The following is a 25,419-nucleotide window of genomic DNA, read 5'->3' as shown; positions in this document are numbered from 1 at the left end:
TCGACGTCGCAGGTCGGAAAAAAGCCGACCACGTCAGGTTCGGCCCGGTCCCAACCCAACATGACCGCCGGGCTCCTGTCCACACCCTGGCGTGCGGTATCGCATCTCCCTCTCAACGTGGGCCTGAAAGGTGTACGGGGGCCGACCGGTGAGCCGCTGGACGTTGCCGGTGACACGGTCTTCCGCCCCTTCGGCGATGGCACGGTCCATGCCGGCCAGCATTGCGGCGAACTCCACCGGCACCTCCGCCGTGAGGCGATCGCGCATCCGCTCGAAGGACAGACGGCGGTGGACGACGGGGCGGCCGGTGACCTCTGTGATGATCGTGGCGATGTCGTCGTGGCCGAGTGTCTCGGGTCCGGTCAGGACGAGATCGGTGTTGGGGGCCTGCTCATCGGTCAGCGCGCGTACGGTGACGGCCGCGATGTCGGCCGCGTCGACGAAGCCGACGCGGCCGTTTTCGGCGGCGGTCCAGATGACGCCCTCGTCACGGATGCTGCGGGCGTGCGCGTGCGCGCCGGTGAAGTTCTGCATGAACCACGAGGGCCGCAGTACCGCCCACTGAGCGAAGAGACCGGGCAGGGCCTGGTGCACCTTTCCCACCGCCGGGCCGCCCTCCGGGATGGCCGAGGAGCTCAGCAACACCGCGCGGCGCACACCGGCGGTGCGGGCCTGCCGGAGAAACGGAAGCATGGTCGCCGCGGGGTCGGAGTCGCCCAAAGGCGGTATGAGGTAGAGGCGGTCGGCGCCGTCGAGGGCGGCCGCATGGGTGGTCGGGTCGTACCAATCGAAGGCGACCGGCTCGGCGCCGGAGACCGGTGTGGCCCGGCGGCTGGCGGCTTTGACGCGGTGGTCCGCGGCCGCCAGCCGGGCCGCGATGCGGCTTCCGGTGGTACCGGTGGCACCGATGACCAGAGTGGTTCCGTCGGCGGTCATCGGCTGCTCCCGATGAAGTCGGCGCCGGATTCCTGGACGGCGAGGGGGTTCCAGTAGTCGCGGTAGGACGTTATGCGCCCCTCATGGACGGTCACGACGGCGATGTACGTCATGTCGAAAGGGGCGTCCGTCTCCACCAGGCGGCCGACGCCGCGCATCTCGACCACGATGGTCTCCGGATCGGTCGTCTGATGGATCCGCAGGCCGGGGAAGTCGTGCAGCTCGACGTGATCGGGATAGTGGCGCATGTAGGCGGCGACGGCCTGCTTGCCTTCCAGACGCTTGGGCCAGCCGTCGGGCGCGAACGGGAACTCCATGGTGCCCTCGTCGGACCATAGGTCGACCCACGCGGAAATATCCTTGTCGAGCAGCAGCCGCAGGCTGTGGCGGTAGAGCTCCGTGGGTGAAGCCGGTGCGGGCATGGGTATTCTCCAGTTCACAGAATCCGGACCTCGGGTCCGTTCCAACAATACGGACCCCGAGTCCGCTTTGTAAAGCCGAGGAGGAGCATGCCGGAGCCCAGGTCCCGCAAGGACGCCGCCCGCAACCAGGAGGCCGTGCTCAAGGCCGCCGACTCACTTTTCGCGCGCCACGAGAGCCCCGAGGACGTCACGATGGCCGACGTCGCGGCCGCGGCCGGCGTCGGCAAGGGCACGCTCTTCCGGGCTTTCGGGGACCGCGCCGGCCTGCTCCGTGCGCTGTACGAGGCACGGCTCGAACCGATCAGGGAGGCCGTCGAGGCAGGCCCGCCTCCCCTGGGGCCCGCGACCCCACCGCGGGATCGCGTGCCCGCCCTGCTCGATGCCGTCCTGTGCTTCAAACTCGACAACCGGCGCCTCGCGCTGGCCCTGGAGGAAAGCGGAAGCACCAGCCCGTACCGGGCCGAGCACTACGAGCGGTGGCACAGCCTGCTCCGAGACGTACTGGAGCAGATCCCTGGTCTGGCTGACAGCGACTTCACCGCCCATGCCCTGCTCGCCGCCACACGAGCCGACCTTGTCGAGCACCTGACCGGAGACTCGCGTATTCCGCGGGAAGGAATGCGGGCACAGTTGGCGAACTTCGTCACCAAAGTCCTCGCCGCGCAGCCGGGAAACAAGGACGGCTGACCCGGCACGGTCAAGTGCCTACCCGGCCGGCGGCCTCCACCGGCTCGGCCGCCGGAGCGGCGATCAAACTGACGCCCAGTGGCGTGCACCAATGCAGGACGGCTTTGCCGTCGCGATGGGTGGTGATCAGCCGGGCGTCGCGCAGGGTCCGGGCTTGCACCGAAGCGGCAGGCACGGAGACATGCAGAGCGCGCGCGAGTTCGGTCGTGGTGTGTGGCTTCGTCAGGGCACGCAAGGTATCCGCTCGTGTGCCGCCCAGCAGTGCCGCGAGCGGATCGCCGACCGTGTCGTTGTCGTGCAAGGGAAGCGGAGTGAGAGCCGGGTAGACGACCAACGCAGGCCCCGCAGGCTGCGGCGCCACGAGAACCCGGCCCGCCCACAGCAGTGACGGCAGGAGCACCACGCCTTCACCGCGCAACGTCACTTCCCTGTCAACGCCGGGCGCATCGATTTCCAGGCTCATGCCGCGCCACCGCAACCCGGTGGACAGACCGGTGAGGGTGCGCTCGAGCCCGTGCCGGGCAAGGAAATGCGTGCGCCAGGCGGTTTCGGCGTGGAAGGCAGACCGGAGCCGTGGCCACTCCGCGGCCAAGACGTGCCTGTGCGCTGCCGTGATGGCCTGCTCGAGGATGCGCCAGGCGTGGCGATCCCGTACGGCGAGCTGTCGAATCCAGGCGGTCCGCGGCCGTCCGCTCGCGCAGATCCGCCGCAACTCCGCCTCGACCACCGCTCGGTCGGTAGCGAGAACCTGGGCCAAACCATCGTCCAGCCCGGTACTCGGCGGGTCGAGGAACAGCGGCCCGATACCGGCGGGAGACAGCAATTGCAGTAGCGGCTCGGCACGCACTGGCAGATTACGTATCGTCCGTCTTCGCCAGCCACCGAAAACGTGGCAATTGTCGTGGCGCTGCAGCGTCATCAGCGCGAGGACCAGTTCCATCAGCGGAGCCGGAGTGTCCGCAACAGTGACCTTCAGCAGGTCTTCCGCGGTGAAAACAACCTTCAGCACGTCATCCCCAGACTCGGCTCCACCGCATGTTTCGGTTGTGGTTGAACACATGGCGGCACAGTCGAGACTGCCAGAAACTGGCCATGCGATCCACTGGAAACCGCATTCACGACGGCACATACGTTCACATCGGAAAAGACCATTCGAAAGAGAGAATGATGAGAAAATCGCTACGCCGCGCCTTGCTCACCTTGCCTGCCGTGGTCGTGACGACACTGGCCGACGTCAGCGGGACGGCCACGGCCGCACCCGCGGGCACGCGGAACGAACCGGTTCAGACCCTGAGCTGCAGTCACTCGCATTCGAACAAGGACAGCGGCTCCGGCCGGACGACGACCGTACTGCGCTATCGGTCCGGGCCGCACACCAACTGCTCCGCACTGGGACAAGCAGGCGACAACACGCTGATCTACTACCACTGCTGGACTTCCGGTGAATCGGTCGGCGGCGTGAGTACCTGGACGTGGGGACGTGTCGCGGGCACACAACGCGAAGGCTGGTTCTCCGACAAGTACCTCAGCAACGGCGGCTCCACGAAGAAGTGCTGAGCTGAGACCGTGGCGCCGAGCCCTCCGCCCGGCGCCACGGTCACCACCCGGCATGGGTCTCGGGGTTCAGCCCTTGATCTCCGCCCGAAGTCGTTCGGCGAGCCGTACGGACGCCTCGATCTCTTCCCGCCTGATCGACACGCTTTCGACGTTGATGCCGAACGGGACGCCCAGGCCGCGGCAGTAGGTCATCAGTTCGGTAGCCGCCGCGAGGGCCAGCTGATACGACGCTTCGAGGGTGTCGGCGGCGTGCTTGAGGTCGTTCTCGATCCACCGCGGCACGTCGACGCCCAGCCACCGCAGGAAGTCGAGTGTCTTCAACGATCCGCAGACCGAGAAGGTGAAGACGATCGGCACGGGTGCTCGTCCGCGCGCGACGCATTCGTAGTGGTAGTCGGAGACGAGGTTCTTCGCCGCGTTGACGTCGTAGACCACCTGGGTCACGAAGAACCGGCAACCGGCGTCCTGTTTCGCCAGCAGTCGCAGATGTTCGTCGTCCCGGCGGCTGTGCCGTTCCGGGATCGCGACGCCGCCGAGCGACAGGCCGGGGTTGACGTCACGCCGCAGTGCTTGGGCATCCGCGAGTGATGTCATGGTGTCGATCTTGCTGGACGACGCGCCGACGAGAACCGTCATCACCCGCGCCGGATCCTGGGCCGCCAGCCAGGTCCGCAGCTCCGACGGCGTGTATTTCCCGACCGCCCGGTAGACGATGACGGGGGTCCGCCAGTTCGTGAAGTTGTCCGCGAGATAGTTCGCGGGGTCGTGGGTCGGTACGAACGGGAACGGGCGCCGCGCGGGGTTCCGGGCCGCTTCGTCGTCGATGTCGTAGAGGATCAGGCCGTCGAGATTCAACGGGCGCAAGCGGGCCATGGTGGCGTCGGCGATCTGTTGGACGCGTTCCTGAGCGGTGGCCAGACGCGGTGGGGTCAGAGCGAACAGCAGGAATTCACCCGCGGCGCGGTCGATGCGGCGCACAAGGTCCATGAAGGAACCGTAACCGAAGCGCGCATCGGGCTCAGAGACCGCTCGCCAGCCGCATCACCCAGTGGACGTCGGTGTTCTGGACGGTGCCGCCCAAGCGAGTGGAGCCGGGGCCTTCGGCGGTGACCGGGGTGTCGGCGCCGGTGTGGTCGTGGGTCGTCCAGTCCACAGTGAACCGAAGCTTCGAACCCGGTACGTCGAAAGGACCGTCCTGGTCCGGGTCGGTGTCGGAGGCGTCGTAGTTCTCGATGCTCAGTCCGCCGGTCTCGTGATCGCCGCCGATGATCACCAGCGTGTCGGGGTGCGTGCGGACGAACCGCAGGACCTCGGCGACGGTGGCGTCGAGCGCGCGGCCCGCGTCGATCACGCCGTGCGCGTTGTTCTCGTGCGACATCCCGTCGGTCCCCTCTTCCTCCAGGAACAGGAAGAAGCCGCGCGGGTTCTTCGAGAGGGTGTCCAGCGCCTTGCGTGCCATCTGCTGGAGCGGCACCCGCGGCGCGTACTTCCCGACGCCGTCGGGGCCGTAGTCGACCATGTCCTCGTTCGCGAACAGGCCGAGGATCCGGTTCGCCCGCGTGGCCCGCAGTTCGTCGCCGTCGCGCACGTAGGTGTAGCCGGTCCGCTGCGCGCGTTCGACCAGGTTGCCGTAGGGGCTGCGGCTCTCCTCCCCCGGCTTGTCCGGCCAGAGCCCGGGGTTCCCCTGGGGATACCACCAGTCCTCGCCGCCGCCGAGCAAAACGTCCGGACGGCTGTTCTCGATGTACTGCTTCGCGATGTCGCTCTGCGAGTCCCGGCTGGGCACGTGCGCCGCGAAGGCCGCCGGCGACGCGCCCGTCACCTGCGCGGTGGTGACCAGGCCGGTCGACTTCCCCGCCCGCTTCGCCCGTTCGAGGATCGTCTCCAGCGGACGCCCGTTGCCGTCGACGCCGACCGCGCCGTTGCGCGTCTTGTGCCCGGTCGCGAGCGCGGTGGCCGCCGCGGCGGAGTCGGTGACGATCTCGCCGGGGTCGTCCGAAGCCGTCCGCACGAGACCGGTGGCCGCGAGCCCGTCCATCGCGAGCCTGCCGTTCTTGCCCTTGAGCGCCAGCCGCAGCAGATCCCGCTGGCCGAGGCCGAGACCGTCGCCCTGGATGTAGATGATGTTCCGCGCGCCGGATCCCGCCGTCGTCGTGTCCGCGACGGCTGCCGAGCCACCGCACAGGACCACCAGCACCGTCGCCGCCGCAAGACCACGTCCGCGCACATCGCCTCCCGTTAGTTAGGAACCTTTCCTAACAGAGAACGGGAGCTCGTTCAACCGCGCAGAATGCCCGCGTCGTGCGCGAGGATCGCGGCCTGGACGCGGTTCGCGCAGCCCAGCTTGGCGAGGATCCGGCTGACGTGGATCTTCACCGTGCCGTTCGACAGCCTCAGCTCCCCCGCGATCTCCGCGTTGCCGAGTCCCCGCCCCACGCGCACCAGGACCTCGAGTTCTCTGGCGGTCAACGCCTCGATCTTCCGCCGGGCCCGTGCGGCGTTGTCGGCGTCCGCCGCGTCGGCGTCGCGAAACCGGTCGATGACCTGCTGCGCGATCCGGGGTGACAGCACCGCCTCGCCGGCGGCCGCGGACCGCACCGCCTGGATGAGCTGCGCCGGATCGGTGTCCTTGAGCAGGAAGCCGGCCGCTCCCGCGCGCAGGGCGCGGGCCACGTAGGCCTCGTCCCCGAACGTGGTGAGCATGATGACCCGCACCTCACGGGCGATCTCCTCGACCGCGGCGAGCCCGTCCGTCCCGGGCATCCGGATGTCCATCAGCGCCACGTCCACGGGCATCCGCCGCACGACGTCGATCGCCTCCGCGCCGTCCGAGGCCTCGGCCACGACCTCGATGTCTCCCGCCTGGTTCAGCAGGAGCCGCGCGCCCGCGCGGAGCAGCGGTTCGTCGTCGGCGAGCAGGACCCGGATCACGGCGTCTCCTCCGGTACGGGGACCTCGAACCAGGTCTTGTCCACCAAACCCCGGTCGCCGAAGCAGAACCGGAAGATCGCGGCGGTCGCCGCGTCGGGCGGATCGGCGGCCGCGACGTAGACGCAGTAGCTGTCGCCGGGTATCGGCGGCTCGTATCCCTCCGCGGCGGCGTGCGCCGCGGGTTCGTTCGGGCCGAACCACGCCTCGACCTCCTCCGGCGTCATCCCGATCTTCACGCTGGTCAGCGGATCCTCGTGGTCGGCCGGCGTGAGTGGCGGCACGAAGGCGAGCGTGGTCAGCAGCAACGCGGCGACGGCGGCCAGACCGGTCGTCAGCAGCAGACCGGCCTGGATCCGGCCCGGCCGCTCTTCAGCCGTCTCTTCGGCGAGTGGCGCGTTCGCCCGTTTCGGCAGGCCGGCCGTGACGGCGAAGCCGCCTTCCGGATCCGGCCCGGCCGTGAACGTCCCGCCGAGGAGGCGGACCCGTTCACGCAGGCCGCCCAGCCCACGCCCGGTGCCGGGCAGCCGCTCCGCCGCCACCTGCTCGGCACTGTTGCGCACCACGACCTTCACCAGGTCGGGCCCGTGGTCGACGACGACGGTCACCGAAGCCCCGGCGGCATGCTTGTGCACGTTGGTCAGCGCCTCCCGCACCAGGCGGTGCACGGCCCGGCGGACCGGCGGCCGGACGCCGTCGAGGTCGGAACCGCGCCAGTCGAACGCCACATCGAGGCCGGCGTCGCGCGACGACGCCACCAGGCCCTCGATGTCGGCCTTCGTACCGGCGGCGTCGGTGGCTTCCGCGGGCTCGGCGGGCTCCCCTCCCGGCCGCAGGATGCCGAGCGACTCCCGCAGTTCTTCGAGCGCGACCTTGGCCGTCGACCGGACGTGCCCGGCGGCCTGCCGCAGCTCGGGATCCTTGCCCTCGGCGGCGACCTCCAGCGCGCCGGAGAACATCGTGATGAGGCTGAGCCGGTGCCCGAGCTGGTCGTGCATCTCCTCGGCGAGCCGCGAGCGTTCCTCCAGCCGGGCTCGGTCGCGCAACGCCGCCACCAGCCGCGCCTGCTGCGCCTGCATCGCCCCGGCCAGCGCGGGCAGGACGAGGCACGAGACCGTCGAAACGGCGATCACCACGAGGACGTACTGCCAGCGGAAAGCGGGCTGGGTGAGCAGCACGACGGCGGCGGGCAGCAGCGCGGCGAGGCCGAACACCGGCCACCGCCGCCCCCGGGCCCCCGCCGTATGCGCGACGACCGCGAGCGCGACGCCGGTCGCGGGGAACAGGCCGAACAGCACGGTCGCGGCGAGCAGCGCGGCCACCGTGAACCGGCGGCGCAGCAGCACCGGCACGACGGCGCAGGCGATCACCGCGGCCAGCACCGGCGCCGACGGCGAGAACACCTCCGGCCAGCCCCACGACGGCAGCAGATCGGCGAGGAAGACCGTCACGCCCGCGACGAATCCGCCGAGGAGTACCTCGGCGAGCAGCCGGTGGAGCATCTTCACGCGTCCAGCATCACACGGGACCGGTGGTGCAGCGGGCCGGGGCGGCGGGAATCGTCAAGTCGACCAGATACCGGCTGACCGCATCGTCCACACAGGACGAGCCGCCACCGTAGACGGCGTGCCCGACGTCCTCATTGGACAGCAGCACCGCGGATTTGACGCTTTCCGGCAACCGCCGCGCCCAGCCATACGGTGTCGCGGCGTCCTTCGTGGTCCCGACGAGCAGGATCGGCGGCGCGCCGTCCGCCCGGACCGTCCGGGACGGCGTCGCGCCGGTGGGCAGGAAGGCACAGCCGAGCGCTTCCGTTCCGGACGAGAGCCGGGAAACGCGGCGAAGCTCTCGCGCGGCGTCCTCGTAGGCCGCCAGATCGGTGGGATGGGTCCGGTCGAGGCAGTTGACGACGGTGAGCGCGTCGGTCGTGTCGGTCGAGGGCTCCGGCTCGTCGGCGGGCTCGTCCGGCGAACCGTCAGAGGGAGCGTCGGCCCCGAGGATGATTTCCGACAGCTCCGGCCAGTCCGCCGGAAAAGTGAGTTTCGCGGAGATCTCCGAACGAAGAGCGCTTCCGTCCCCCGCTTTGTCCGCTTTGGCCAGTACCCGGTCGACGGTGGCCAGGATTTCGGTCTCGTCGCGGCCGGGGCACGGTTTACCGGTCCTCGTGGCACATTGTTTCGCATAGGTCAGCAGGGTGTCTTCCACGCTTTTCGCCTGCTCGACGGTGTCGGCCCGCCAGTCGAGATAGGTGTTGTCGACGCCGTCGAGCACCATGGCGCGGATCTTCTTCGGGAACCGGTCGGCGTACAGCTGCCCGATCCGCGTGCCGTAGGAGTAGCCGAGATAGGTCAGTTTCTCCTGGCCGGTGACCACCCGCAGGACGTCGAGGTCGCTGACGACGTCGTCGGTGCCCAGGTGCCGCAGCACGTTCTCCCCGGTGTGCTTCAGGCACGCCTCGGTGTACTGCCGGGTGCTCGGGACCTCGGCACCGATGAGCGGCAGGCCCTCGGGCGCCTTCGACGTCGGCTCCCCCTCGGTGTCGCAGCGGAGCCGCGGTTCGCTGCCGCCGATCCCCCGCGGATCGAAGCCGACCAGGTCGAACCGGGCCCGGACCTGGGCGGGCCACGTGCCCGCGATGTCCTTCACCATGGCGACCCCGGACTGCCCGGGGCCACCCGCGCCGGCGACGAGCGTGCCGATCCGCTCCTCCGGCCGGGTCGCGGCGGCCTTGATCACCGGCAGCGTGAACTTCGGCCCGTCCGGCCGCCGGTAGTCCACGGGCACGGTCAGCTTCGCGCACTGGAGGGCGTCACAGGGGCGCCAGTCCAGGGTCTGCCGGTAGAACGACGTCAGCGCCGCGTCGCGCTCCGGCTCGTCCACTTTGGTCACCGGCGCCGGAGTTCCCTGCGACGTAGTACAACCAGCACATCCGGCGACCAGCGCGATCGACACCATCACGCATTTCCAGCTCACTCGTAACTCCTGCCTTCGGGACACCGGACGATCCAACCCCGCCGCCGACCGCGCGCACGACCCTCGACGGGATGGAAAAGGACGTCGGCGTCGGCCGCGGGGACTAGGCCGAAAGACATACCCGCGGACGATGAGATCCAGACCACACGATCGGGTCGTGACGATCACCGCGCGGCTGGGTCTATGGAGTGTGGAAGTAAGGAACTTCCACCACAGGCAACGGAATCCGAATTGAGGAGATCGCGATGACGAACACCGCCACCACCGCCAAGCCGAACTCGAACTCCACCGCCCCCGCCGAGAACAGCGCGCTCGTCTCCTCGCAGGGCGTGACCACGATCGCCGACACCGTCGTGCAGAAGGTCGCGGGCCTCGCGACCCGGGAGATCACCGGTGTCCACGCGCTGGGCGGCGGCGCCGTGCGGGCGTTCAACGCGCTGCGCGAGCGCATCCCGGGCGCCACCGCGTCCGCCGGGCAGGGCGTCTCCGTCGAGGTCGGCGAGCGTCAGGCCGCGGTCGACCTGCAGATCGTCGTCGAGTACGGCGTCGCGATCGCTGATCTGGCGAAGTCGGTGCGCCGCAACGTGATCGGCGCGGTCGAGCAGATGACCGGGCTCGAGGTCGTCGAGGTCAACATCAACGTGTCCGACGTGCACATCCCGGGCGACGACGACGCCGACGACAACGCCGAGTCCGGCCGCGTCCAGTGACCATCGGCGCCGGTCCGCGCCAGACAGCAAGGAGAACGTTCATGAACGCCACCCAACTCGGCCTGTTGACCGGTCTCGTGCTCGGCGTGGCCGGCGCGTTCGGCGGCTTCGGCGCCTTCCTCGTCGTGCTCGTGCTCGCCGCGCTCGGCCTGCTGGTCGGCAGGTTCCTCGACGGCAAGCTCGACCTTTCGGCCCTGGCGGGCCGCGACAGGGGCTGATCGCCATGACCACCATGACCGCCGCCGCGCCCGGAACGGACGGGCGCGGCGGGCTGACCGTGGCCGACGGCGCCGTCGAACGGATCGCCGCGCGGGCGATCACCGAGGTCGACGGGGTCGGCGGCGCGGCCTCCCGGGTACTCGGGATCGCCGTCGGCGGCGAAGACCTCGACCAGGGCGCCAAGGTGAGCGCGCACGTCACCGGTTCGACGACCACTTTGGACGTCCGGCTCTCGGTGAAGTACCCGCTTTCGGTGCGCGCCACCACCGAGGCCGTGCGAGAGCATCTGATCCGCCGCGTCGGCGGGCTTTCGGGCCTGGCCGTCACACGGGTCGACATCACCGTCACCGCCTTGCATTCCGGGGAGACCGAGACGAGGAGGGTCCGATGAAACGGCGCCCCCGCCGCAGTGTCCCTGCCGTGCTGGTCGCCCTCGTGGTACTCGCCGGATGTGTGCTGGCCGCCGCCGTCGCGGTCCAGACGATCGTCGGGGAGAAACCGTGGATCAGCTACGACGCCGTCGCGTCCGCGCTGCACGATCTCCGGTGGAGTGATCCCCTTCCGGCGATCGCCGGTGGCGTGGTCGCGCTACTCGGCCTGCTGCTCCTCGTGAGCGCGATCGTGCCGGGAAGGCCGACCGTGCTGCCGCTCGGAGGCGGCACGGATTCGGGCGCCTCCCGGCGCAGCTACCGGTCGACCCTGCGTACCGCGGCCTCCACTGTGGACGGTGTCTCGGCGGCGAAGCTGAAGGTGAAGCGGCGCGCGATCGTCTCGGTGGTGACCACCGGGCGGACGAACACCGCGGGGCTCGCCGACGCCGTCCGCGCCGCCATCGAGCACCGTCTCGCCCAGATCGGTCCCGCCACCGTTCCCGCCGTGCGGGTCCGGGTCAAGGCCACCAGGAGCGCGTCATGACCGACCTCAACCGTCCCGCCCGGCTGAACCGCACCCTGCTGGTGCTGACCGGGCTCGTGCTGATCGCCGGTGGCGGGTTCGCCGTCGGCACCCATTTCGGCCGGATCCCACTGCTGGATCCCGCCACCACGCTCGTCCCCGGCACCGCCATGCCACCCGGCTGGGTCTGGTACGCCGTCGCCGGGGGCGCGGTGATCCTCGGGCTGCTGGCCCTGCGCTGGCTGATCGCGCAGCCGGTCCGCAAACCCAAATCCCACACCTGGCGTTTCGAGCAGGACGCCGGCCGGACCGCGCTGGCCGCGAGCACCGCGGTGGAACCCTTCACGGCGGAGGTCGCGACCTATCCCGGCGTCCACGCCGCGCACGCCACGCTCGGCGGCACCCAGGACGCGCCGGTGCTGGCCGTGGTGCTGAGCGCCGAACAGGACGGCGATCTGGCCGCGATCCGCGAAAGGATCACCGAAGAGGGCTTGCCGAGGCTGTGTCAGGCACTGGATCTCGATGAGCTTCCGATGACCATCGAGTTCCGTTTCTCCGCGAAGGCCGGGCCCCGCATCCGGTAAGAGGTTTCCGCCGCGGGCTCGCCGGGAAGACGGGTACCACGACCGAGGAGGAGCATCCGCATGTCCACCGTGACCCGCGCCGCCGATACCGTGCTCGACCGGACCCTGCTCGGCTACGGCAACATCGGCTACCTCCTGCGCCGCAAGTGGTGGCCCGCGGATCCCGCGCCGGACGCGCTCGCGGGCAAGGTCGCCGTGGTGACCGGCGCGAAGGCGGGCCTGGGCAAGGCGACGGCCATCGGCCTGGCGAAACTGGGCGCGACCGTCCGCATCGCGATCCGCGGCGACGGCGACGCCGCCCGTGCCGAGATCGAGCGCGCCGCTCCCGGTGCGCGGATCATCGTCGACCGGTGCGACGTCAGCCTGATCTCGTCGGTGCGCGACTACGTCAAGAATCTCGACGGCCAGGTCGACGTCCTCGTGCACAACGCCGGGGTCATGCCCGCGGAACGCACGGAGACGGCCGAGGGCAACGAACTCATGCTGGCCACGCACGTGCTCGGCCCGCATCTGCTGACCGCGTCGCTCCGGCCGAAGCTCGCCGACGGCGCGAGGGTGATCTGGGTCAGCTCCGGTGGGATGTACGGCCAGCCGCTGCGCGCCGACGACCTTCAGTACCGCCGCGACGAGTACAAACCGGCCGCCGGCTACGCGCGCACCAAACGGATGCAGGTGGTGCTCGCCGAACTGTGGGCGGACCGGCTGGACGGCTCCGGGGTCACCGTGCACAGCGCGCACCCCGGCTGGGCGGACACTCCCGGGGTCGCGACCTCCTTGCCGACGTTCCGGAAACTGACCGGCCCGCTCCTGCGGAATCCGGGGCAGGGCGCGGACACGTTCGTTTGGCTCGCCGCCGCCGAGGAACCGGGCCGGTACAACGGCATGTTCTGGCACGACCGCGTCCAGCGCCCGACGCACTACCTCGGCAAGACCCGGGAAACCGCCGCGCAGCGCCAGGAACTCTGGCAGGCCTGCGAGCGGCTGACCGGCGCTAAGACAGATTCACCATGACGACCGCCGGAACCGTCGGCGCGGGCGAGCCACCGGCGGGTTCCGCGGTGATGCCGACCCGGTCGATCCCGTCCGGCAGATCCGCGAGCACCGGCTGTGTCCGATGTGGACCGTCTGGCGCCAGCAGACCGGCCGAGTGCACCCCGCTCGCCCCGATGAGCCACACCTGATACGCCTTGCCAGCCGCCAACGGCGGGAGTTCACCGGCCAGTACCACGATCTTGCCCTGGCTCCGCGAGGTCACGACCGTGGTCGTCCCGCGTTCGGCGCCCTTGACCGTCGAGGCGTCGGGCGCGGCGAGCACGGCGTCCACGCCGGTCGGCTGCGGTTGCGCGGGGCCGGTGCTCGTGGTCACCAGGCCGAACACCAGCGCTCCGACGGCCGCCGCCGCGGCACCCCAAAGGGCGACCCGGGTCTTCACGACCCCGCCGCGACGCGCGATCGAGGGCGGCCACTGACGCGTGTGGGCGACCCGCGTGAGCGTTGTTTCCCGCAGCCTCGGCGGTGGCGCGGTGGCCAGTGCCCTGCCCAGCCGCGCGGCGGTCTCCTGGAGCTCCCGGACCTCCTGGCCGCACGCGGGACAACCCCGCAGGTGCCGTTCGAACGCCGCGGCCTCTTCCGCCGGGACGGCGTTCAGGGCGTAAGCCCCGGTCAACGTGTGCAACTCGGCGGTCACTGCCCCACCCCCAAACAGTCGCGCAGCCGGATCAGGCCGTCGCGGATGCGGGTCTTCACCGTGCCGGGCGCGGTGTCGAGCACTTCCGCGACCTCCGGGTACGTGTAGCCGTTGTAGTACGCCAGCACCACCGATTCGCGTTGCAGGTCGGTCAGCGCGGAGAGGCACTGGCGCACCCGCTGCTGCTCGAGGTTGCTGATCGTCGACTCGGCGACCTCGTCGAAGGGTCGCCGGAAATCGAGTCTGCCCGCGCGATCGTCCCGGTCGAGCGCGGCCTGATGCGACCGCACCCTGTCCACCGCCCGCCGGTGCGCGATGGTGAGCACCCAGGCCAGCGTGCTCCCCTTGCCCGGTTTGAACCGCGCGGCCGTCCGCCACACCTCCACCAGGACCTCTTGGGTGACCTCCTCGGCGAACGTGCCGTTGCGCACGACCCTGTTCACCACCCCCCACACCGGCCCGGCCACGACGTCGTACAGGTCGGCGAACGCCTGTTCGTCGCCGGCCGCGACCCGTTGCATCAAGCTCGTCTCGGCGGGCTCCGTTCCGGTGCCGCCGCTTCCGCGCGGACTCGTCCGCACACCCTCGGCCATCAAGCTGCCTCCACCTCACCCGACGCCCGGCTACGCGGTTGCCAGGGCGTCCAGGAGGGATTCGGTGCCGAGAGGGGATCGGACTGGTCCGGAATCAGGCCTGTTCTTCGAGTACGTTGTCCATTGTGGACTTCAGCTGACGGAGGAAGCCCTCGAAGCGTTCGATCTCGGCCGGCGGGTACTCCGCCACGAGCGCCGCGAGCCCGGCACTGAACGGACCGAAGAACTCCCGCGCGGGCGCCTGGATGTCGGTGCCGCTGCGCAGGGTCACCACCCGGCGGTCGGTGTTCTCCCTGGTCCGCACCACGTAACCGAGGTTCTCCAGCCGGTTGAGCAGGTTCGTGGTCGCACCGGAGGTCAGGGCGATGCGTTCGCCGAGCCGGGCCGGGGACAAGGGCGATCCGGTGTCTTCGGCGTAGAGGATCTCCACCAGCGCGGCGGCGTCGGTGGCGTGCAGCCCGAGCCAGTCCGCGAACCGGCGGGTGAATTCGGTGTAGCTCGCCCCGAAGCTCCGGAGGCCGTCCAGGAGCGACGCGCTCCGCGCCGCGACATCGTCCGCCATCACCCCTCCTCGGTTGCGTGCTTTGACAACCTACCGGCCGCGAATATACCTTCATGGTGAAGCTACTTTCTCATGAAGGAGTTCCCGTGCTCCCCGATCCGTTCGCCGCTTCAACCCGCGGCATCACCGAATCCGACCCCGTCCGTCCCGCGCTGAGAGCCGCCGGCCCCCTCGTCGAAGTGGCCGCCCCCGAGGGCGGAAGCGCGTGGATCGTCACCGAGGAGGGCCTGGCCCGCGAAGTCCTCTCCGACCCCCGCATCGCCAAGGATCCGGCGCTGGCCCCCGCGGGCTGGACGGCGCTCGAACAGACCGCCGCCGAGCAGCCGTCCCTCACCACGCTCGATGGGCCCGAACACACACGTTTGCGGCGAGCGCACGCGCCGCTGCTGAGCGCCAAACGGATCCAAGCTCAGGCGGACCGGATCCACGGAATCGCGCGCGCCCTGCTGACGGACCTCGGTGGCGAGACCGTCGACCTCATGGACGGGTTCTCCACCCGTTTCCCGCTGACGGTGCTGCTCGACCTGCTCGGAATCCCGCTCCAGCTGCTCGATGCCGCCGTCGACGCCTGCCGCCGCATGTCGGACCCGGAACCGGGTGCGCAGGGCAAGGCCATCGCCGCGATCGCGGATCTCGCCGCCGCGGGGCTGACGCCGAACCGGACGGGGCTCGCGACGGAATTACGCGACAGCCTCCCGCCCGGAACGTCCGAAAAGGACCTGCGGTATCACCTGTTCGCGTTGATCTTCGCCGGGCAGCTGACCACCGACGCCTCGATCGGCTTCCTGCTTTCGCGGCTGCTGAACGGGGACAAGGCGTCCGTGAACGACCTCGTCCACGAAACGCTCAAGGACCATCCGCCCGCGCCGTTCACACTGTGGCGGTTCACCACCGTGGAACTCGACCTCGCCGGCGTCCGGCTCCCCGCCGGGGCTCCCGTGCTCGTCGACATCCAGGGCATCAACACGGACCCGGCGAAGAAACCGGGGCCGGACCTGACTTTCGGCGCGGGGCCGCACTTCTGCGTCGGCGCCCAGCTCGCGCAGCTCGAACTGCGGGCGGTCGCGACGGTGTTGCGCACGGACTTCCCCGGAGCCCGGCTCGCCGTGCCGTATGACGAACTCCGGCAGACGTTCCTCGGTGGCATCCAAGGCACGCGGCTCACGAGCCTGCCGGTGCGGCTGCACGGCTGAACCGGGCCGGGGCGCGGGAAACCGCGGCCCCGGCCCGGAAGGACCGCTACTTCTTGAAGGTGTCGCGAATCTTGTCCGCCGCGTCGCCGACGGCGTCCTTCACGTTCTCGACGGCGCCCTTGAGGCCGGCCTTCGCCTGGTCCGCCTGGCCTTCCGCCCGCAGTTCGTCGTTGCCGGTGGCGTCACCGGCGGCCTCCTTGGCCTTACCGCCGAACTCTTCCGCCTTGTTGCTGATCTTGTCACCCAAAGACATCGTTCCTCCTCCGGATCGTGTGCCTTACCTCCGAAGGACAGGCGAAGATCGGCATTCGTCACGCGCACGGACGGGTGATCGCGCTCACCCGAGCAGAGATGTCACCGCGGCGGCGAACGCTTCAGGGGCTTCCTGCGGGACGTTGTGACCGATCCCCGGCAGAACCCGATGCTCGTACGGCCCGGTGAAGTACTCGCGATCGCCCGCCGCGCTGGGCCCGCCGATGCCGTCGTCCCCGCTTTCCAGGACCACGGTCGGCACCGTGATGGCAGGCTCCTTCGCGATCAGGTCTTCGAGCGCCTGATACCGCGGATCACCCTCCGTCAGACCGAACCGGTACCGGTACGAATGGATGACGACGTCGACGAAGTCCGGGTTGTGGAGACTGGGGGCGCTGGCCGGGAACGCCGCGTCGGCGCCGGTCCACGTCGGCGACCAGGTGCGCCACAACAGGGCGCACAGTTCGTCGCGGTTCTCGGCCAGGCCGCGGCGGCCGCGCTCGGAATGGAAGTAATACTGGTACCAGTACGTGCGTTCCCATTCCGGCGGCGCCGGTTCCCCGGCGTAAGCGAGGTTTTGGACGTTGTAGCCGTCCACGGACACCAGTCCGCGCACGCGCTCCGGCCGGAGCGCGGCCACGACGCACGCCGCGCGGCCACCCCAGTCGTATCCGGCGACGACGGCGTTTTCCAGGGCCAGCGCGTCCATGAAGTCGAGCAGGTCCTGCGCGAGCGCGGCCTGCTGCCCGGAGCGGGGCGTGGCGTCGTCGAGGAACCGCGTCCCCCCGAAGCCGCGGAGATACGGGACGTACACCGAGGCGCCACCCGCCGCGAGGAGCGCGGCGACCTCGTCGTAGGAGCGGACGTCGTACGGGAACCCGTGCAGCAGGACCACCGGCGGCCCGCCCGCCTCGCCGAGGTGTTCGTACTCGATCTCCAGGACCGGCGTGGTGACGCGCTTCGCCGCCATCAGCCGGACCAGCCGCTCAACCTCGTCAGAAGCCGTTCCAGGACTTCGGGGTCGGCACCGACGGGCTCACCGGACACGGGTTCGTCCACCAGCGTGCGCCGGTCGCCTCGCCTCGGCAGCCGGACCTGTCCGGCGGACAGGCCCCCGGGCAGCGGGAGCTCGCACCAGACGGTCACCCCGCCGGTCGCGCTCGGCGCCACCCCGGTCCGCTCGCCCGGCGCGGGCGTCGGCACCGGAAGCCCGTCCAGCTCGTGGTCGACCTCGATGACCAGCACGTCCGACCGCAGGCGCAACCTCAGCGTCAGGAACGGCGGCTCCTTCGGATCGGCCGCGTCGACCAGCGTGCCCACCAGTCTGGCGGCGGCGGTCTTCGCCTGATCGAGCAACGGCCGCAAGGACCAGTCCGACAAGATGAGACGGACGAAGAGCTCGGAGCACAACACGGCGTTCGGTTGTGCCACCAGCCGCAGGTCGTCCATCTGGGAAGTGCGCGCGCTCAAACCAAGGCCTTCCTCGTCGACGTGCGAGCGTGCATCATGCCACTCCATCCGGTGAACCCGTCGATCAACCCTTTGGTCCACTGAAGCGGCACAGGTTTGGCTCTGTCCACGAGGCCAAACGACGCGCACAGTGGTCGGCGTGAGCATCGCCTTCCTGATCACCACGCTGGTCGTGGTCGCCACGCCCGGCACCGGCGTGGTCTACACCCTTTCCGCCGGGCTGGTCAGGGGAAGACGCGCGAGCGTCCTCGCCGCGACCGCCTGCACCCTCGGCATCTTCCCGCATATGATCGCCGCGATCACCGGCCTCGCGGCACTGCTGCACGCGAGCGCGGTGGCGTTCGAGATCCTCAAGTACCTCGGCGTGGCGTACCTGCTCTACATGGCGTGGGCGACGCTGAAGGACCGGGAAGCCATTGTCGTGGAGGGTGATCCCGAACCCGCGTCGGCACTGCGGACCATCACCTCCGGTGTGCTGATCAACGTCCTGAACCCGAAGCTGACGCTGTTCTTCTTCGCGTTCCTGCCCCAGTTCGTCCCGGCGGGCGAGCCCGGTTCGCTCCCCCGGATGCTGCTGCTGAGCGGCGTGTTCATGTTGGCGACGTTCGTGGTGTTCAGCGTGTACGGCATCCTCGCCGCCGGCGTGCGGCACCACGTTCTTTCCCGGCCGCGCGTGCTGGCCTGGCTCCGGCGGGTCTTCGCCGGTTCCTTCGCCGCGCTCGGCGTCAAACTCGCGTTCACCACCCAGTAGACAGGTCCAGCATGCGACTCCAGCACCATCCGGAAATCCGTTCCGCCCACCCCGGCCTCGCCGTCGGCACGCTCCAAGCCACCGGGATCACCCCGGACCTGCCGGTCGATCTCGAGAAGTTCGTCGCGCGGGCGACGCGGCGGCTCGCGGACGGCCCGGAATCGGAGTTCCCCGAAATCCAGGCATGGCGGCGGGCGTTCGCCAGGATGGGCCTGAAGCCGACGCAGTACCGCTGCGCGTCGGAATCGTTGCTGCGCAGGCTGCGAAAGGAAGGCACACTCCCCCGCATCCATCCGGTGATCGACCTCTGCAACGCGGTCTCGGTCGCCTACGCCATCCCGGTCGCTGTGCTCGACGTCGCGAAGATCAGCGGCTCGTTGGCAGTCCGTCACGCACGCGGCGACGAGAAGTACGTGACCTTCGCCGGCACGGTCGAGCAGCCGAACCCCGGCGAGGTGATCTTCGCCGACGAGGACGGCCAGGCCCACGCGCGGCGATGGACGAACCGGCAGAGCGGGCACTCCGCGGTCTCCGCCACGACGTCCGACGTGCTGATCGTGTCCGAAGGGCTGCACGCGACGGCTGCGGAGGACGTCCGGCTCCTGATCGAGGCCATCGCGGGCGAACTCGCGGCGGCAGGCGTCGTCACGAGGCCTTGAGCGCCTTCTCCAGGCTCGCGCGGGTCATCTTCGACCGCCCCTTGATGTCCCGTTCCCGCGCCAGCTTGTCCAATTCGGCCTTCGACAGCGAAGAGAGGTCCTTCTTCGCTGTCGGCTTCTTCTTCGCCCCGGACTTCTTCTTGGCCTTTCCGCTCTCCACGCTCTTCGAAAGCGCCTCGAACAGGTCGACGACCTTCGTCGGCTCCCCGGGCTCGGTGGCCGGCGTGATGGTGTCGCCCTTCTTCTTGGCCTTGATCAGCTCCCGGACCCGGTCGGTGTAGGTGTCGCTGTATTCCTCGGGCCGCCAGTCGTCGCTCATCGCGTCGATCAGGTTGACGGCCATGTCGAGTTCCTTGCCGCGCGCCTTCGCCTTGCCGGGCAGGTCCGGCAGCTGCTCGGCGGGATCCCGCAGGTCGGCCGCGAAATGGAGGGTGTTGAGCACCATCACGCCGTCGCCGGAGCGCACCAGGGCCAGGTACTCGCGCCCGCGCATGACGAACTTGGCGATCCCCGCCTTGCCCGACGAGTCCATCGCCTCGAGCAGCAGCGCGTACGGACGCTCGAACTCGTCCTTCGCGGGCGCGAGCCAGTAGGTCTTGTCGAAGAACATCGGGTCGATGGCGTCCAGCTCGACGAAGCTCTCGATGTCGAGCGACTTCGACCGGCCGGGTGCGATCTCGTCCAGTTCCTCCGGTTCGACGACGACGTACTCGCCGCTGTCGAGCTCGTAACCCTTGACGATGTCTTCGTAGCCGACTTCCTCGCCGGTGCGCTCGTTCACCCGCCGGTACCGGATGCGGTCCTCGGTGCCGCGCTGGAACTGGCGGAAGTGGACCGTATGGTCTTCGACCGCGCTGTACAGGCGGACCGGCACCGTCACCAGACCGAGCGAAAGCGAACCGCTCCAGACCGGGCGCATGGGCACACTCCTCTCCTCCAGCGATCTGGTACCCGTGATCGCGGCGGATCACACCTGGTCAGAGACTGAAGGCGAGGGACTGCAGGAGGACGACCCCGAGGAACACGAGGGTGAAGGCGAGGTCGAACGCCACGCCACCGGCCCGCACCGGCGGGAGCACGCGGCGGACCGGTGCCAGGACGGGCTCGGTCAGCCGATGGGCGAAGTCGCGGACGCGGAACGCCCAGGCGGGCAGCCGCGTGGCGAGGTTGACGGCCCAGTCCAGCACCAGCCGGACGATGAGCACGATCAGGAACAGGGTGAGCAGGACACCCGCGATATCACCAAGAGCACTCATGACGGCACACTCCTCTTCGGTCCAGTGTGCCGTGCGCAGCTGGGAACCACCTGTGACGCGAAAAGGGCTACCAGGGCGGTTGGCCACCCCCAGTACGAAGGCCAACCGCCGCGGAGCCCCTACACACGGTTCGGCGCGCTGCCCCGTCGCTCCGACCCGCCAGCTGTGCCTTCAGCTTTCCAAGGGCCTGCATCGGAATTACATCGGCTCTCCACCGCCGGACATCCGCGCAGATCAGCGGCATCGGGGCGTAGAATCGGGAAGGTTTCAGGGCAGGCCTGTGCACGCCCGTTAGGCCGAATGCAGTACGGCGCGACCCGCGCCGACCTGGCTGGAGGCCGAAGCGGTGGGCTAGGGTGCCGATCAGCCGGCGAACGGACTGGAGGTAGTGCGTGAGCACGCTCACGGCCTCGGACGACATAGTGGCATATGACCGCTGATCGGCTACCCGATTCGGCGGGATCGCCTCGAACCGCCGTCCAGAGTTCCCAGCTCGGCTTCTCCGTTCTCGGCCCGCTCGAAGCCGAGGTCGACGGTGTCCCCGTCCGGCTGGGCGGGCGCCGTGAACAGCGCCTCCTCGCCGCCCTGCTGATCAACGCGGGCAGGCTGGTCCCGGTGTCGTACCTGATCGGCACGATGTGGCCCGAAAATCCGCCGAAGACCGCGGTCCGCCAGGTCAGCAACGCGATCGCGCGGCTGCGGCACGACCTCGGGGTGGCCCGGTCCGCCGTGGTCACCACCGGTTCGGCGTACCGCGTCGTCATCAGCAGCGCCTCGCTCGACTCGGCCCGTTTCGAAGCCGACTACAACCAGGGCGCCGAGCTCCTGGCTGCCGGGCTGATCTCCCAGGCGGCCGTCAAACTGGCCGACGCGCTCTCGCTCTGGCGCGGCCCGGCGTTCGACGGTCTCGAAGGCGACGCCATCGAGCAGACGGCACGGCGCCTCGACGAAGAGCGCCTCGCCGCCTGCGAACTCCTCATCGGCGCCAGGCTCCGGCTCGGCGAGACCGAGGCGGCGGCTCGTGAGGCCTTCGACCTCGCCGCCTGGCATCCCACCCGCGAGACCCTGCAGTGCCTCACCATGCTGGCGCTCTACCGGGCGGGCCGCGGCGCCGACGCGTTGCGGACGTTCGACCGGACCAGGATCGCGCTCGCCGAGGAACTCGGTGTGGACCCGAGCGCCGAGCTGAGCGCGCTCCACCAGCAGATCCTGCGCGCCGACGCCGAACTGATGGAGGACGGCGCCCTCGTCCGGTACGGCGTCGGCGGGCTCCGTGCCGGAATGGACACCGGCGGGCGCCGCGAAGACGCCGACGCGCAGAAGGCGCTCTTCCCCCGTCCCGCGCAGCTTCCCGCCGATCTCCCCGCGTTCGGCGGCCGCGCCACCGAGCTGCGGACCGTCCTCGAAATCGGCCAGGACGACTCGTCGGCGGGGCCGCGGCTGATCGCGATCGACGGTATGCCCGGCGTCGGGAAGACCGCGCTGGCCGTGCACGCCGCGCACCGGCTCGCCCCGCTGTTCCCGGACGGGCAGCTGTTCGTGAACCTCGAAGGGTTCTCCCCGGCCGGGGACCCCGTCGATCCGGGAGCCGCGCTCGAAGCGCTGCTGCGGTCGCTCGGCATCCAGGGTTCGGACATCCCCGCCGGGACCGAGCAGCGCGCGGCGCTGTTCCGCAGCTGTCTCGCCGGCAAACGGGTGCTCCTGGTGCTGGACAACGCCATCGGGGCGGCGCAGGTGAGCCCGCTGCTGCCCGGTGCGGCGAGCTGTTGCGTGCTGATCACCAGCCGCACCCGGCTCGTGGACCTCGACGGCGCCGAACTGCTCTCGCTGGAACCGTTCAGCCGGGCCGACGCGGTCGACCTGCTCGGCCGGATCGTCGGGCCGTCCCGGTTGAAGCGGGAGTCCCCGGACGCGGCCGACCAGGTCGCGAGCCTGTGCGGTGATCTCCCGCTCGCCCTGGCCGTCACGGCGAGCCGGTTGCGCGCGCGGGCGTCGTGGACGCTCGACTTCGTCGCCAGGCAGCTGCGCGACGAGCGGAACCGGTTCGGCGAGCTCACCGCGGGGGAACGCGACGTCGCGGGCGCGTTCCGGGTGTCCTATCTGAACTTGTCCGAAACCGAACGCCGGGTGTTCCGCCGGTTGAGCCACCATCCCGGTGCCGCGTTCGACCTCCACTCCACGGCGGCCCTGGCCGAGGTCGACCTCGCCGAGGCCCGGCGGCTCGCCGAACGCCTCGTCGACGTGAACCTCCTGCGCCAGCCGTCGATGGACCGCTACGAGATGCACGACCTCCTCCGCAGCTACGGTCGCGAGCTCCTGCTCGCCGAGGAGCCCGAGCACCAGCGCGAGGCGATGATGCGGCGGCTGTTCGACTACTACCGCAGCACCGTCGCGGCCGCGATGGAGTTCATCGACCCGGATTCCGAAGAGGAGCCGGGCGGCCTCGAGGTCCCGAAGAGCGAGTTCGGACAGTCCTTCGCGGACTACGACCAGGCCGCGCACTGGATGGACGCGCAATGGCAGAACGTGCTGCCGGTGGCCGTCGCGATGAACAACCATCAGCAGTACTCGGACCTCGTGCCCTTCTGTTCGGCGGTGTGGCGCTACTTCGACAACCGCGGCTACTACCGGCAGGCCAGGGAGCTGGAGACCCTCGCCCTGTCCGCCGCGCGGGTCACCGGGAACGTGGTCCTCGAGTACCAGGCCCTGCACATGTACGCGCTGACCCTGTGGCGGCTCAACGAGTTCACCGAGGCGAACCGGCTGTTCAACGAGGTGTTCGAGCTGGCGGCGACCACCGGCGACGTCCGGATGCAGTGCCGGGCCAGGGGCAACTCGGGGGTCACCCACTGGCTCAAGGGCGAGCCGGACCAGGCGATCGAACACCTCGGCTGGGTCCGCGAGACCGCCCATGCCCACGGCAGCGTGCTCATCGAGGCCCGCGCCCGGCACCGGATCGGGCTGATCCACACCGAGAGCAGGCGCTACCCCGAAGCCGCCGAGGAACTCGACCAGGCACTGCGGCTGGCTCAGGAGAACGAATCACCCGATCTCGAGGCGGAATGCTTTCTCGCCCTCGGTATCAATTCGCGTGGACTCGGTGACGGCGCGCTCGCGGTCAGCCAGTTGAGGACCGCGGTGGAAGTGCTCGAATCGACCGGGAATCGCAGCATGCTGCCCATCGCCCACAAGGAGATGGCGTTCGCGTTCGACATTCTCGGTGAGCGCCTGAATGCGGACCGTCATCGCCGGTTCGCATTGCGCCTCTACACCGATCTCGGCATTTCGGAGTCGCCCGAGGTGCACGAACTCAAACAGCGTCTGAACGATTACTCGGCGTAATTAGCCGTTTCGCTCCGGTACTCTGTTGGCGTAGGTATATTCGCTTGACCGGAGTAACCGTTCACGGAGAGGATCGGCGGCATGCACGATGAGGACGACGACGAGTTCTTGTACGAGCTCGAAGCGGAGTACAAGGCGCAGAGCACCTGGGGCGGGTTCGAGCCGCCGCCGCACGGCGGGCCTCCTTTCCGCTCGCGACGCTGAATGACCTGAAGTATTCGGAAAGTATTTACTGGGGACTGGGGCGCAAGACATTCGATGCTGGTCAGGGTTTCCTCATGCGGAACGCTCTATTGGGCCGATGGTGACGTCGTCTGGGACGATCACCTCGGACACCGCCAGCTCAAACTCGCCGAAGGAACCGAACGCGTCCTGCGATGGTTCAGTTCTTGGCGAGAACCGGAATCGGTCCGCGAAGCGGATGAGAATCCCGAGATCGGGGAAAGGCTCGTCCGTATCGCGCGAGCGATGATCCGGTACGAAGTGCTGGTGGTCAAAGGTTCTCACCGGCAACGACGCGAAGAAGGGATCCTCCGGGATTGGGGCCCTTGGGGAACGTCCGCCCGGGCGTTTCACTTCGGCACGCGCTCGTTACGCGAGACCGAGTTCACGACCAGCGAAACGACGGCGAAAACCTTGCTGGAGAAGGCGAAGGTCAGTCCTCCGCCTTCTCCGGTGAGGACTTCGGGCGAACACCACGCGATCGCGCTGCCCGAACCGTCACCGGATCCACTGAACACGATGGGGCTCGGCGACGCGCTGAGCCGACGCAGAAGCGTCCGCGAGTTCGGTGAAGAACCCTTGCGGCTGCGCGATTTGAGCGCGCTTCTCACCGCGGCCAGGCCGACGAGGCCGGAAACGCATCCCGACATCCCCGCCACCGGGAACGTCTTCAAGACAAGCCCGTCGGGCGGGGCGCGGCATCCGACAGAGGTGTACGTCTACGCGAGGAACGTCGAGGGCCTGGCCCGCGGTGCCTACCACTACGACGGCTTCCGGCACGGCCTCACGCCGCTGGACGGCAAGATCGACGACGACCAGCTGATCGCGCTCGCCGGTGACCAGCAGTGGACCGGGAACGCGGGCGCGCTCCTGATCTACACCAGCGTCATCGAGCGGAACCAGTGGAAGTACCCGGTGAGCCGCACGTATCGCGTGCTGCTGATGGACGTCGGCCACCTCAGCCAAACCGTGTACCTGCTGGCGACCGCACTGGGCCTGAACGTCACGTTCACCGCCGCGCTTCGCGACGAACTGGTCGAAGACCTCCTCGGGTGTGATCCGGCGAACGAGCTGGTGCTCGGTATGTCGGTGGTGGGCAATCGCTTGTGACGGCGGCCGATCCGGTCCGGTGCCGCCCGAGATCGAGAACCTGCCCCGACAACGGATCCGTGATGATCCGCCGCAACACCGTATTCGAACCACGGCGATCTCCCGGGCCAGTGACGCCGGAATATGACCATGCCCTGACTGTCCACAAGGGACGCTGTTCGAGCGAAAGCGCCCGATTTGGCCACTTTGCGCGGGAGTCGTGAGTGATTTGGGTGGTTCTAACCCTCATTGTCACTCACGACCTCGTCCAGAAACGGGCATAACGGTATCAATCGGGCGCCTGATCGACGCGATATGTCCCTTGTGGACACTCGGAACCGGGCCTGCCCGTATCGCCAGTCCAGACTCACATCGCATAGGCCTTCCTTCCCGCCTGAACCCAGCGAAGAACGTCCAGCGGCGCGCCACCTTT

Annotated in this window: 30 protein-coding genes; 14 read left to right on the top strand and 16 right to left on the bottom strand. The window is 69.4% G+C overall.

Going from position 1 to position 25,419, the window contains the following annotated elements; translation table 11 throughout:
- Positions 1–33: 33 nt before the first annotated feature.
- Both AVR91_RS03260 and AVR91_RS03255 read right to left on the bottom strand, forming a co-directional pair.
- A complete protein-coding gene (locus AVR91_RS03260) occupies positions 34–936 on the bottom strand; it encodes an NmrA family NAD(P)-binding protein (RefSeq protein ID WP_083737332.1) in 903 nt (300 codons plus the stop codon).
- Positions 933–1,358 (bottom strand): nuclear transport factor 2 family protein, encoded by a 426-nt coding sequence (locus AVR91_RS03255; RefSeq protein ID WP_063276623.1) that lies wholly within the window; start codon positions 1,356–1,358, stop codon positions 933–935. Before AVR91_RS03255 ends, AVR91_RS03260 begins: the two co-directional genes overlap by 4 nt.
- Before the next feature lie 87 nt (positions 1,359–1,445).
- Here AVR91_RS03255 and AVR91_RS03250 point away from each other — a divergent pair, with 87 nt between their 5' ends.
- Positions 1,446–2,045 (top strand): TetR/AcrR family transcriptional regulator, encoded by a 600-nt coding sequence (locus AVR91_RS03250; protein WP_063276622.1) that lies wholly within the window; start codon positions 1,446–1,448, stop codon positions 2,043–2,045.
- Positions 2,046–2,055: 10 nt separating this feature from the next.
- Here AVR91_RS03250 and AVR91_RS03245 read toward each other — a convergent pair whose 3' ends face one another.
- On the bottom strand, positions 2,056–3,054 hold the full coding sequence (locus AVR91_RS03245) for an ArsR/SmtB family transcription factor (RefSeq protein ID WP_063276621.1): 999 nt from the start codon (positions 3,052–3,054) through the stop codon (positions 2,056–2,058).
- Positions 3,055–3,212: 158 nt separating this feature from the next.
- Between AVR91_RS03245 and AVR91_RS03240 the strand changes: the two genes are divergently transcribed.
- Positions 3,213–3,602, top strand: a complete 390-nt coding sequence (locus tag AVR91_RS03240; protein WP_143253853.1) for a hypothetical protein — start codon at positions 3,213–3,215, stop codon at positions 3,600–3,602.
- 66 nt (positions 3,603–3,668) lie between these two features.
- On the opposite strand, the gene AVR91_RS03235 is transcribed toward AVR91_RS03240, so the two are convergent.
- From AVR91_RS03235 to AVR91_RS03215, 5 genes are read right to left on the bottom strand one after another with little or no spacing between them, the layout of a single operon-like run.
- Complete coding sequence (locus AVR91_RS03235; RefSeq protein WP_063276619.1) at positions 3,669–4,589, bottom strand: methylenetetrahydrofolate reductase; 921 nt, start codon at positions 4,587–4,589, stop codon at positions 3,669–3,671.
- Between the two features lie 31 nt (positions 4,590–4,620).
- Positions 4,621–5,829, bottom strand: coding sequence for an alkaline phosphatase (locus tag AVR91_RS03230; protein WP_063276618.1), 1,209 nt, complete (start codon positions 5,827–5,829; stop codon positions 4,621–4,623).
- A 50-nt stretch (positions 5,830–5,879) separates the two neighbouring features.
- Positions 5,880–6,533, bottom strand: coding sequence for a response regulator (locus AVR91_RS03225; RefSeq protein ID WP_063276617.1), 654 nt, complete (start codon positions 6,531–6,533; stop codon positions 5,880–5,882).
- Entirely contained in the window at positions 6,530–8,032 is a 1,503-nt protein-coding gene (locus AVR91_RS03220; RefSeq protein ID WP_076857246.1) for a sensor histidine kinase, read from the bottom strand. The genes AVR91_RS03225 and AVR91_RS03220 overlap by 4 nt, the downstream gene beginning before the upstream one ends.
- 16 nt (positions 8,033–8,048) lie before the next feature.
- Entirely contained in the window at positions 8,049–9,419 is a 1,371-nt protein-coding gene (locus tag AVR91_RS03215; protein WP_063276615.1) for an alpha/beta hydrolase, read from the bottom strand.
- Positions 9,420–9,748: 329 nt separating this feature from the next.
- On the opposite strand from AVR91_RS03215, the gene AVR91_RS03210 reads away from it, so the two are divergent.
- Genes AVR91_RS03210 through AVR91_RS03190 form a run of 6 tightly spaced genes read left to right on the top strand, consistent with a single transcriptional unit; the run spans position 9,749 to position 12,921 of the window.
- On the top strand, positions 9,749–10,213 hold the full coding sequence (locus tag AVR91_RS03210; RefSeq protein ID WP_063276614.1) for an Asp23/Gls24 family envelope stress response protein: 465 nt from the start codon (positions 9,749–9,751) through the stop codon (positions 10,211–10,213).
- 41 nt (positions 10,214–10,254) lie between these two features.
- Complete coding sequence (locus AVR91_RS43285; RefSeq protein WP_016335849.1) at positions 10,255–10,431, top strand: hypothetical protein; 177 nt, start codon at positions 10,255–10,257, stop codon at positions 10,429–10,431.
- A gap of 5 nt (positions 10,432–10,436) precedes the next feature.
- On the top strand, positions 10,437–10,823 hold the full coding sequence (locus AVR91_RS03205; RefSeq protein ID WP_063276613.1) for an Asp23/Gls24 family envelope stress response protein: 387 nt from the start codon (positions 10,437–10,439) through the stop codon (positions 10,821–10,823).
- The gene (locus tag AVR91_RS03200; protein WP_063276612.1) at positions 10,820–11,347 is read left to right on the top strand and encodes a DUF6286 domain-containing protein; all 528 of its coding nucleotides are present in this window, start codon (positions 10,820–10,822) and stop codon (positions 11,345–11,347) included. Before AVR91_RS03205 ends, AVR91_RS03200 begins: the two co-directional genes overlap by 4 nt.
- Positions 11,344–11,910 (top strand): Asp23/Gls24 family envelope stress response protein, encoded by a 567-nt coding sequence (locus tag AVR91_RS03195; protein WP_063276611.1) that lies wholly within the window; start codon positions 11,344–11,346, stop codon positions 11,908–11,910. The genes AVR91_RS03200 and AVR91_RS03195 overlap by 4 nt, the downstream gene beginning before the upstream one ends.
- A gap of 60 nt (positions 11,911–11,970) precedes the next feature.
- The gene (locus AVR91_RS03190; RefSeq protein ID WP_063276610.1) at positions 11,971–12,921 is read left to right on the top strand and encodes an SDR family NAD(P)-dependent oxidoreductase; all 951 of its coding nucleotides are present in this window, start codon (positions 11,971–11,973) and stop codon (positions 12,919–12,921) included.
- Here the strand turns inward: AVR91_RS03190 and AVR91_RS03185 are convergent.
- The 3 genes from AVR91_RS03185 to AVR91_RS03175 form a co-directional block, all read right to left on the bottom strand.
- Complete coding sequence (locus tag AVR91_RS03185; RefSeq protein ID WP_063276609.1) at positions 12,902–13,597, bottom strand: anti-sigma factor; 696 nt, start codon at positions 13,595–13,597, stop codon at positions 12,902–12,904. The genes AVR91_RS03190 and AVR91_RS03185 overlap by 20 nt on opposite strands.
- Entirely contained in the window at positions 13,594–14,190 is a 597-nt protein-coding gene (sigK, locus tag AVR91_RS03180) for an ECF RNA polymerase sigma factor SigK (RefSeq protein ID WP_063276608.1), read from the bottom strand. Before sigK ends, AVR91_RS03185 begins: the two co-directional genes overlap by 4 nt.
- 94 nt (positions 14,191–14,284) lie before the next feature.
- Complete coding sequence (locus AVR91_RS03175; RefSeq protein ID WP_063276607.1) at positions 14,285–14,752, bottom strand: MarR family winged helix-turn-helix transcriptional regulator; 468 nt, start codon at positions 14,750–14,752, stop codon at positions 14,285–14,287.
- An 86-nt stretch (positions 14,753–14,838) separates the two neighbouring features.
- On the opposite strand from AVR91_RS03175, the gene AVR91_RS03170 reads away from it, so the two are divergent.
- Positions 14,839–15,945, top strand: coding sequence for a cytochrome P450 family protein (locus tag AVR91_RS03170; RefSeq protein WP_063276606.1), 1,107 nt, complete (start codon positions 14,839–14,841; stop codon positions 15,943–15,945).
- A gap of 46 nt (positions 15,946–15,991) precedes the next feature.
- Here the strand turns inward: AVR91_RS03170 and AVR91_RS03165 are convergent, their stop codons facing one another.
- The 3 genes from AVR91_RS03165 to AVR91_RS03155 all read right to left on the bottom strand — a co-directional run bounded on the left by AVR91_RS03165 (position 15,992) and on the right by AVR91_RS03155 (position 17,667).
- Entirely contained in the window at positions 15,992–16,198 is a 207-nt protein-coding gene (locus AVR91_RS03165; RefSeq protein ID WP_016335858.1) for a CsbD family protein, read from the bottom strand.
- 84 nt (positions 16,199–16,282) lie between these two features.
- A complete protein-coding gene (locus AVR91_RS03160) occupies positions 16,283–17,167 on the bottom strand; it encodes an alpha/beta fold hydrolase (protein ID WP_063276605.1) in 885 nt (294 codons plus the stop codon).
- Positions 17,167–17,667 carry a hypothetical protein gene (locus AVR91_RS03155; protein WP_016335860.1) on the bottom strand — a complete coding sequence of 167 codons (501 nt, stop codon included), beginning with the start codon at positions 17,665–17,667 and terminating at the stop codon, positions 17,167–17,169. The genes AVR91_RS03160 and AVR91_RS03155 overlap by 1 nt, the downstream gene beginning before the upstream one ends.
- Positions 17,668–17,806: 139 nt before the next feature.
- Between AVR91_RS03155 and AVR91_RS03150 the strand changes: the two genes are divergently transcribed.
- Both AVR91_RS03150 and AVR91_RS03145 read left to right on the top strand, forming a co-directional pair.
- Positions 17,807–18,418 carry a LysE family translocator gene (locus AVR91_RS03150; RefSeq protein WP_063276633.1) on the top strand — a complete coding sequence of 204 codons (612 nt, stop codon included), beginning with the start codon at positions 17,807–17,809 and terminating at the stop codon, positions 18,416–18,418.
- A gap of 11 nt (positions 18,419–18,429) precedes the next feature.
- Positions 18,430–19,077: a B3/B4 domain-containing protein gene (locus AVR91_RS03145; RefSeq protein ID WP_063276604.1), complete on the top strand. Its 648-nt coding sequence runs from the start codon at positions 18,430–18,432 to the stop codon at positions 19,075–19,077.
- On the opposite strand, the gene ku is transcribed toward AVR91_RS03145, so the two are convergent.
- Positions 19,064–19,996, bottom strand: a complete 933-nt coding sequence (ku, locus tag AVR91_RS03140; RefSeq protein ID WP_063276603.1) for a non-homologous end joining protein Ku — start codon at positions 19,994–19,996, stop codon at positions 19,064–19,066. The two genes, AVR91_RS03145 and ku, sit on opposite strands and share 14 nt — an antisense overlap.
- A 58-nt stretch (positions 19,997–20,054) precedes the next feature.
- Positions 20,055–20,333 carry a YggT family protein gene (locus AVR91_RS03135; RefSeq protein WP_063276602.1) on the bottom strand — a complete coding sequence of 93 codons (279 nt, stop codon included), beginning with the start codon at positions 20,331–20,333 and terminating at the stop codon, positions 20,055–20,057.
- Positions 20,334–20,762: 429 nt separating this feature from the next.
- On the opposite strand from AVR91_RS03135, the gene AVR91_RS03130 reads away from it, so the two are divergent.
- The 3 genes from AVR91_RS03130 (at position 20,763) to AVR91_RS03125 (ending at position 25,007) form a co-directional block, all read left to right on the top strand.
- Entirely contained in the window at positions 20,763–23,675 is a 2,913-nt protein-coding gene (locus AVR91_RS03130; protein ID WP_063276601.1) for an AfsR/SARP family transcriptional regulator, read from the top strand.
- A gap of 81 nt (positions 23,676–23,756) precedes the next feature.
- The gene (locus AVR91_RS44215; RefSeq protein WP_255432121.1) at positions 23,757–23,879 is read left to right on the top strand and encodes a hypothetical protein; all 123 of its coding nucleotides are present in this window, start codon (positions 23,757–23,759) and stop codon (positions 23,877–23,879) included.
- A 54-nt stretch (positions 23,880–23,933) separates the two neighbouring features.
- Positions 23,934–25,007: a SagB/ThcOx family dehydrogenase gene (locus AVR91_RS03125; RefSeq protein ID WP_063276600.1), complete on the top strand. Its 1,074-nt coding sequence runs from the start codon at positions 23,934–23,936 to the stop codon at positions 25,005–25,007.
- Positions 25,008–25,419 lie beyond the last annotated feature (412 nt).

Source organism: Amycolatopsis keratiniphila subsp. keratiniphila (assembly GCF_001620365.2).
Classification (GTDB): domain Bacteria; phylum Actinomycetota; class Actinomycetes; order Mycobacteriales; family Pseudonocardiaceae; genus Amycolatopsis; species Amycolatopsis keratiniphila.
Note: the sequence above shows the minus strand (reverse complement) of the source record. Positions and strands in the feature narration are given on the sequence as shown.

Bases quoted from the DNA above. Each gene is read 5' to 3' on its own strand.
- AVR91_RS03260 (WP_083737332.1), bottom strand. From the start codon at position 936: ATGACCGCCGACGGAACCACTCTGGTCATCGGTGCCACCGGTACCACC.
- AVR91_RS03255 (WP_063276623.1), bottom strand. From the start codon at position 1,358: ATGCCCGCACCGGCTTCACCCACGGAGCTCTACCGCCACAGCCTGCGG.
- AVR91_RS03250 (WP_063276622.1), top strand. From the start codon at position 1,446: ATGCCGGAGCCCAGGTCCCGCAAGGACGCCGCCCGCAACCAGGAGGCC.
- AVR91_RS03240 (WP_143253853.1), top strand. From the start codon at position 3,213: ATGAGAAAATCGCTACGCCGCGCCTTGCTCACCTTGCCTGCCGTGGTC.
- AVR91_RS03235 (WP_063276619.1), bottom strand. From the start codon at position 4,589: ATGGACCTTGTGCGCCGCATCGACCGCGCCGCGGGTGAATTCCTGCTG.
- AVR91_RS03220 (WP_076857246.1), bottom strand. From the start codon at position 8,032: ATGCTCCACCGGCTGCTCGCCGAGGTACTCCTCGGCGGATTCGTCGCG.
- AVR91_RS03210 (WP_063276614.1), top strand. From the start codon at position 9,749: ATGACGAACACCGCCACCACCGCCAAGCCGAACTCGAACTCCACCGCC.
- AVR91_RS43285 (WP_016335849.1), top strand. From the start codon at position 10,255: ATGAACGCCACCCAACTCGGCCTGTTGACCGGTCTCGTGCTCGGCGTG.
- AVR91_RS03205 (WP_063276613.1), top strand. From the start codon at position 10,437: ATGACCACCATGACCGCCGCCGCGCCCGGAACGGACGGGCGCGGCGGG.
- AVR91_RS03200 (WP_063276612.1), top strand. From the start codon at position 10,820: ATGAAACGGCGCCCCCGCCGCAGTGTCCCTGCCGTGCTGGTCGCCCTC.
- AVR91_RS03195 (WP_063276611.1), top strand. From the start codon at position 11,344: ATGACCGACCTCAACCGTCCCGCCCGGCTGAACCGCACCCTGCTGGTG.
- AVR91_RS03190 (WP_063276610.1), top strand. From the start codon at position 11,971: ATGTCCACCGTGACCCGCGCCGCCGATACCGTGCTCGACCGGACCCTG.
- sigK (WP_063276608.1), bottom strand. From the start codon at position 14,190: ATGGCCGAGGGTGTGCGGACGAGTCCGCGCGGAAGCGGCGGCACCGGA.
- AVR91_RS03175 (WP_063276607.1), bottom strand. From the start codon at position 14,752: ATGGCGGACGATGTCGCGGCGCGGAGCGCGTCGCTCCTGGACGGCCTC.
- AVR91_RS03165 (WP_016335858.1), bottom strand. From the start codon at position 16,198: ATGTCTTTGGGTGACAAGATCAGCAACAAGGCGGAAGAGTTCGGCGGT.
- AVR91_RS03160 (WP_063276605.1), bottom strand. From the start codon at position 17,167: ATGGCGGCGAAGCGCGTCACCACGCCGGTCCTGGAGATCGAGTACGAA.
- AVR91_RS03145 (WP_063276604.1), top strand. From the start codon at position 18,430: ATGCGACTCCAGCACCATCCGGAAATCCGTTCCGCCCACCCCGGCCTC.
- ku (WP_063276603.1), bottom strand. From the start codon at position 19,996: ATGCGCCCGGTCTGGAGCGGTTCGCTTTCGCTCGGTCTGGTGACGGTG.
- AVR91_RS03135 (WP_063276602.1), bottom strand. From the start codon at position 20,333: ATGAGTGCTCTTGGTGATATCGCGGGTGTCCTGCTCACCCTGTTCCTG.
- AVR91_RS03130 (WP_063276601.1), top strand. From the start codon at position 20,763: ATGACCGCTGATCGGCTACCCGATTCGGCGGGATCGCCTCGAACCGCC.
- AVR91_RS44215 (WP_255432121.1), top strand. From the start codon at position 23,757: ATGCACGATGAGGACGACGACGAGTTCTTGTACGAGCTCGAAGCGGAG.
- AVR91_RS03125 (WP_063276600.1), top strand. From the start codon at position 23,934: ATGCTGGTCAGGGTTTCCTCATGCGGAACGCTCTATTGGGCCGATGGT.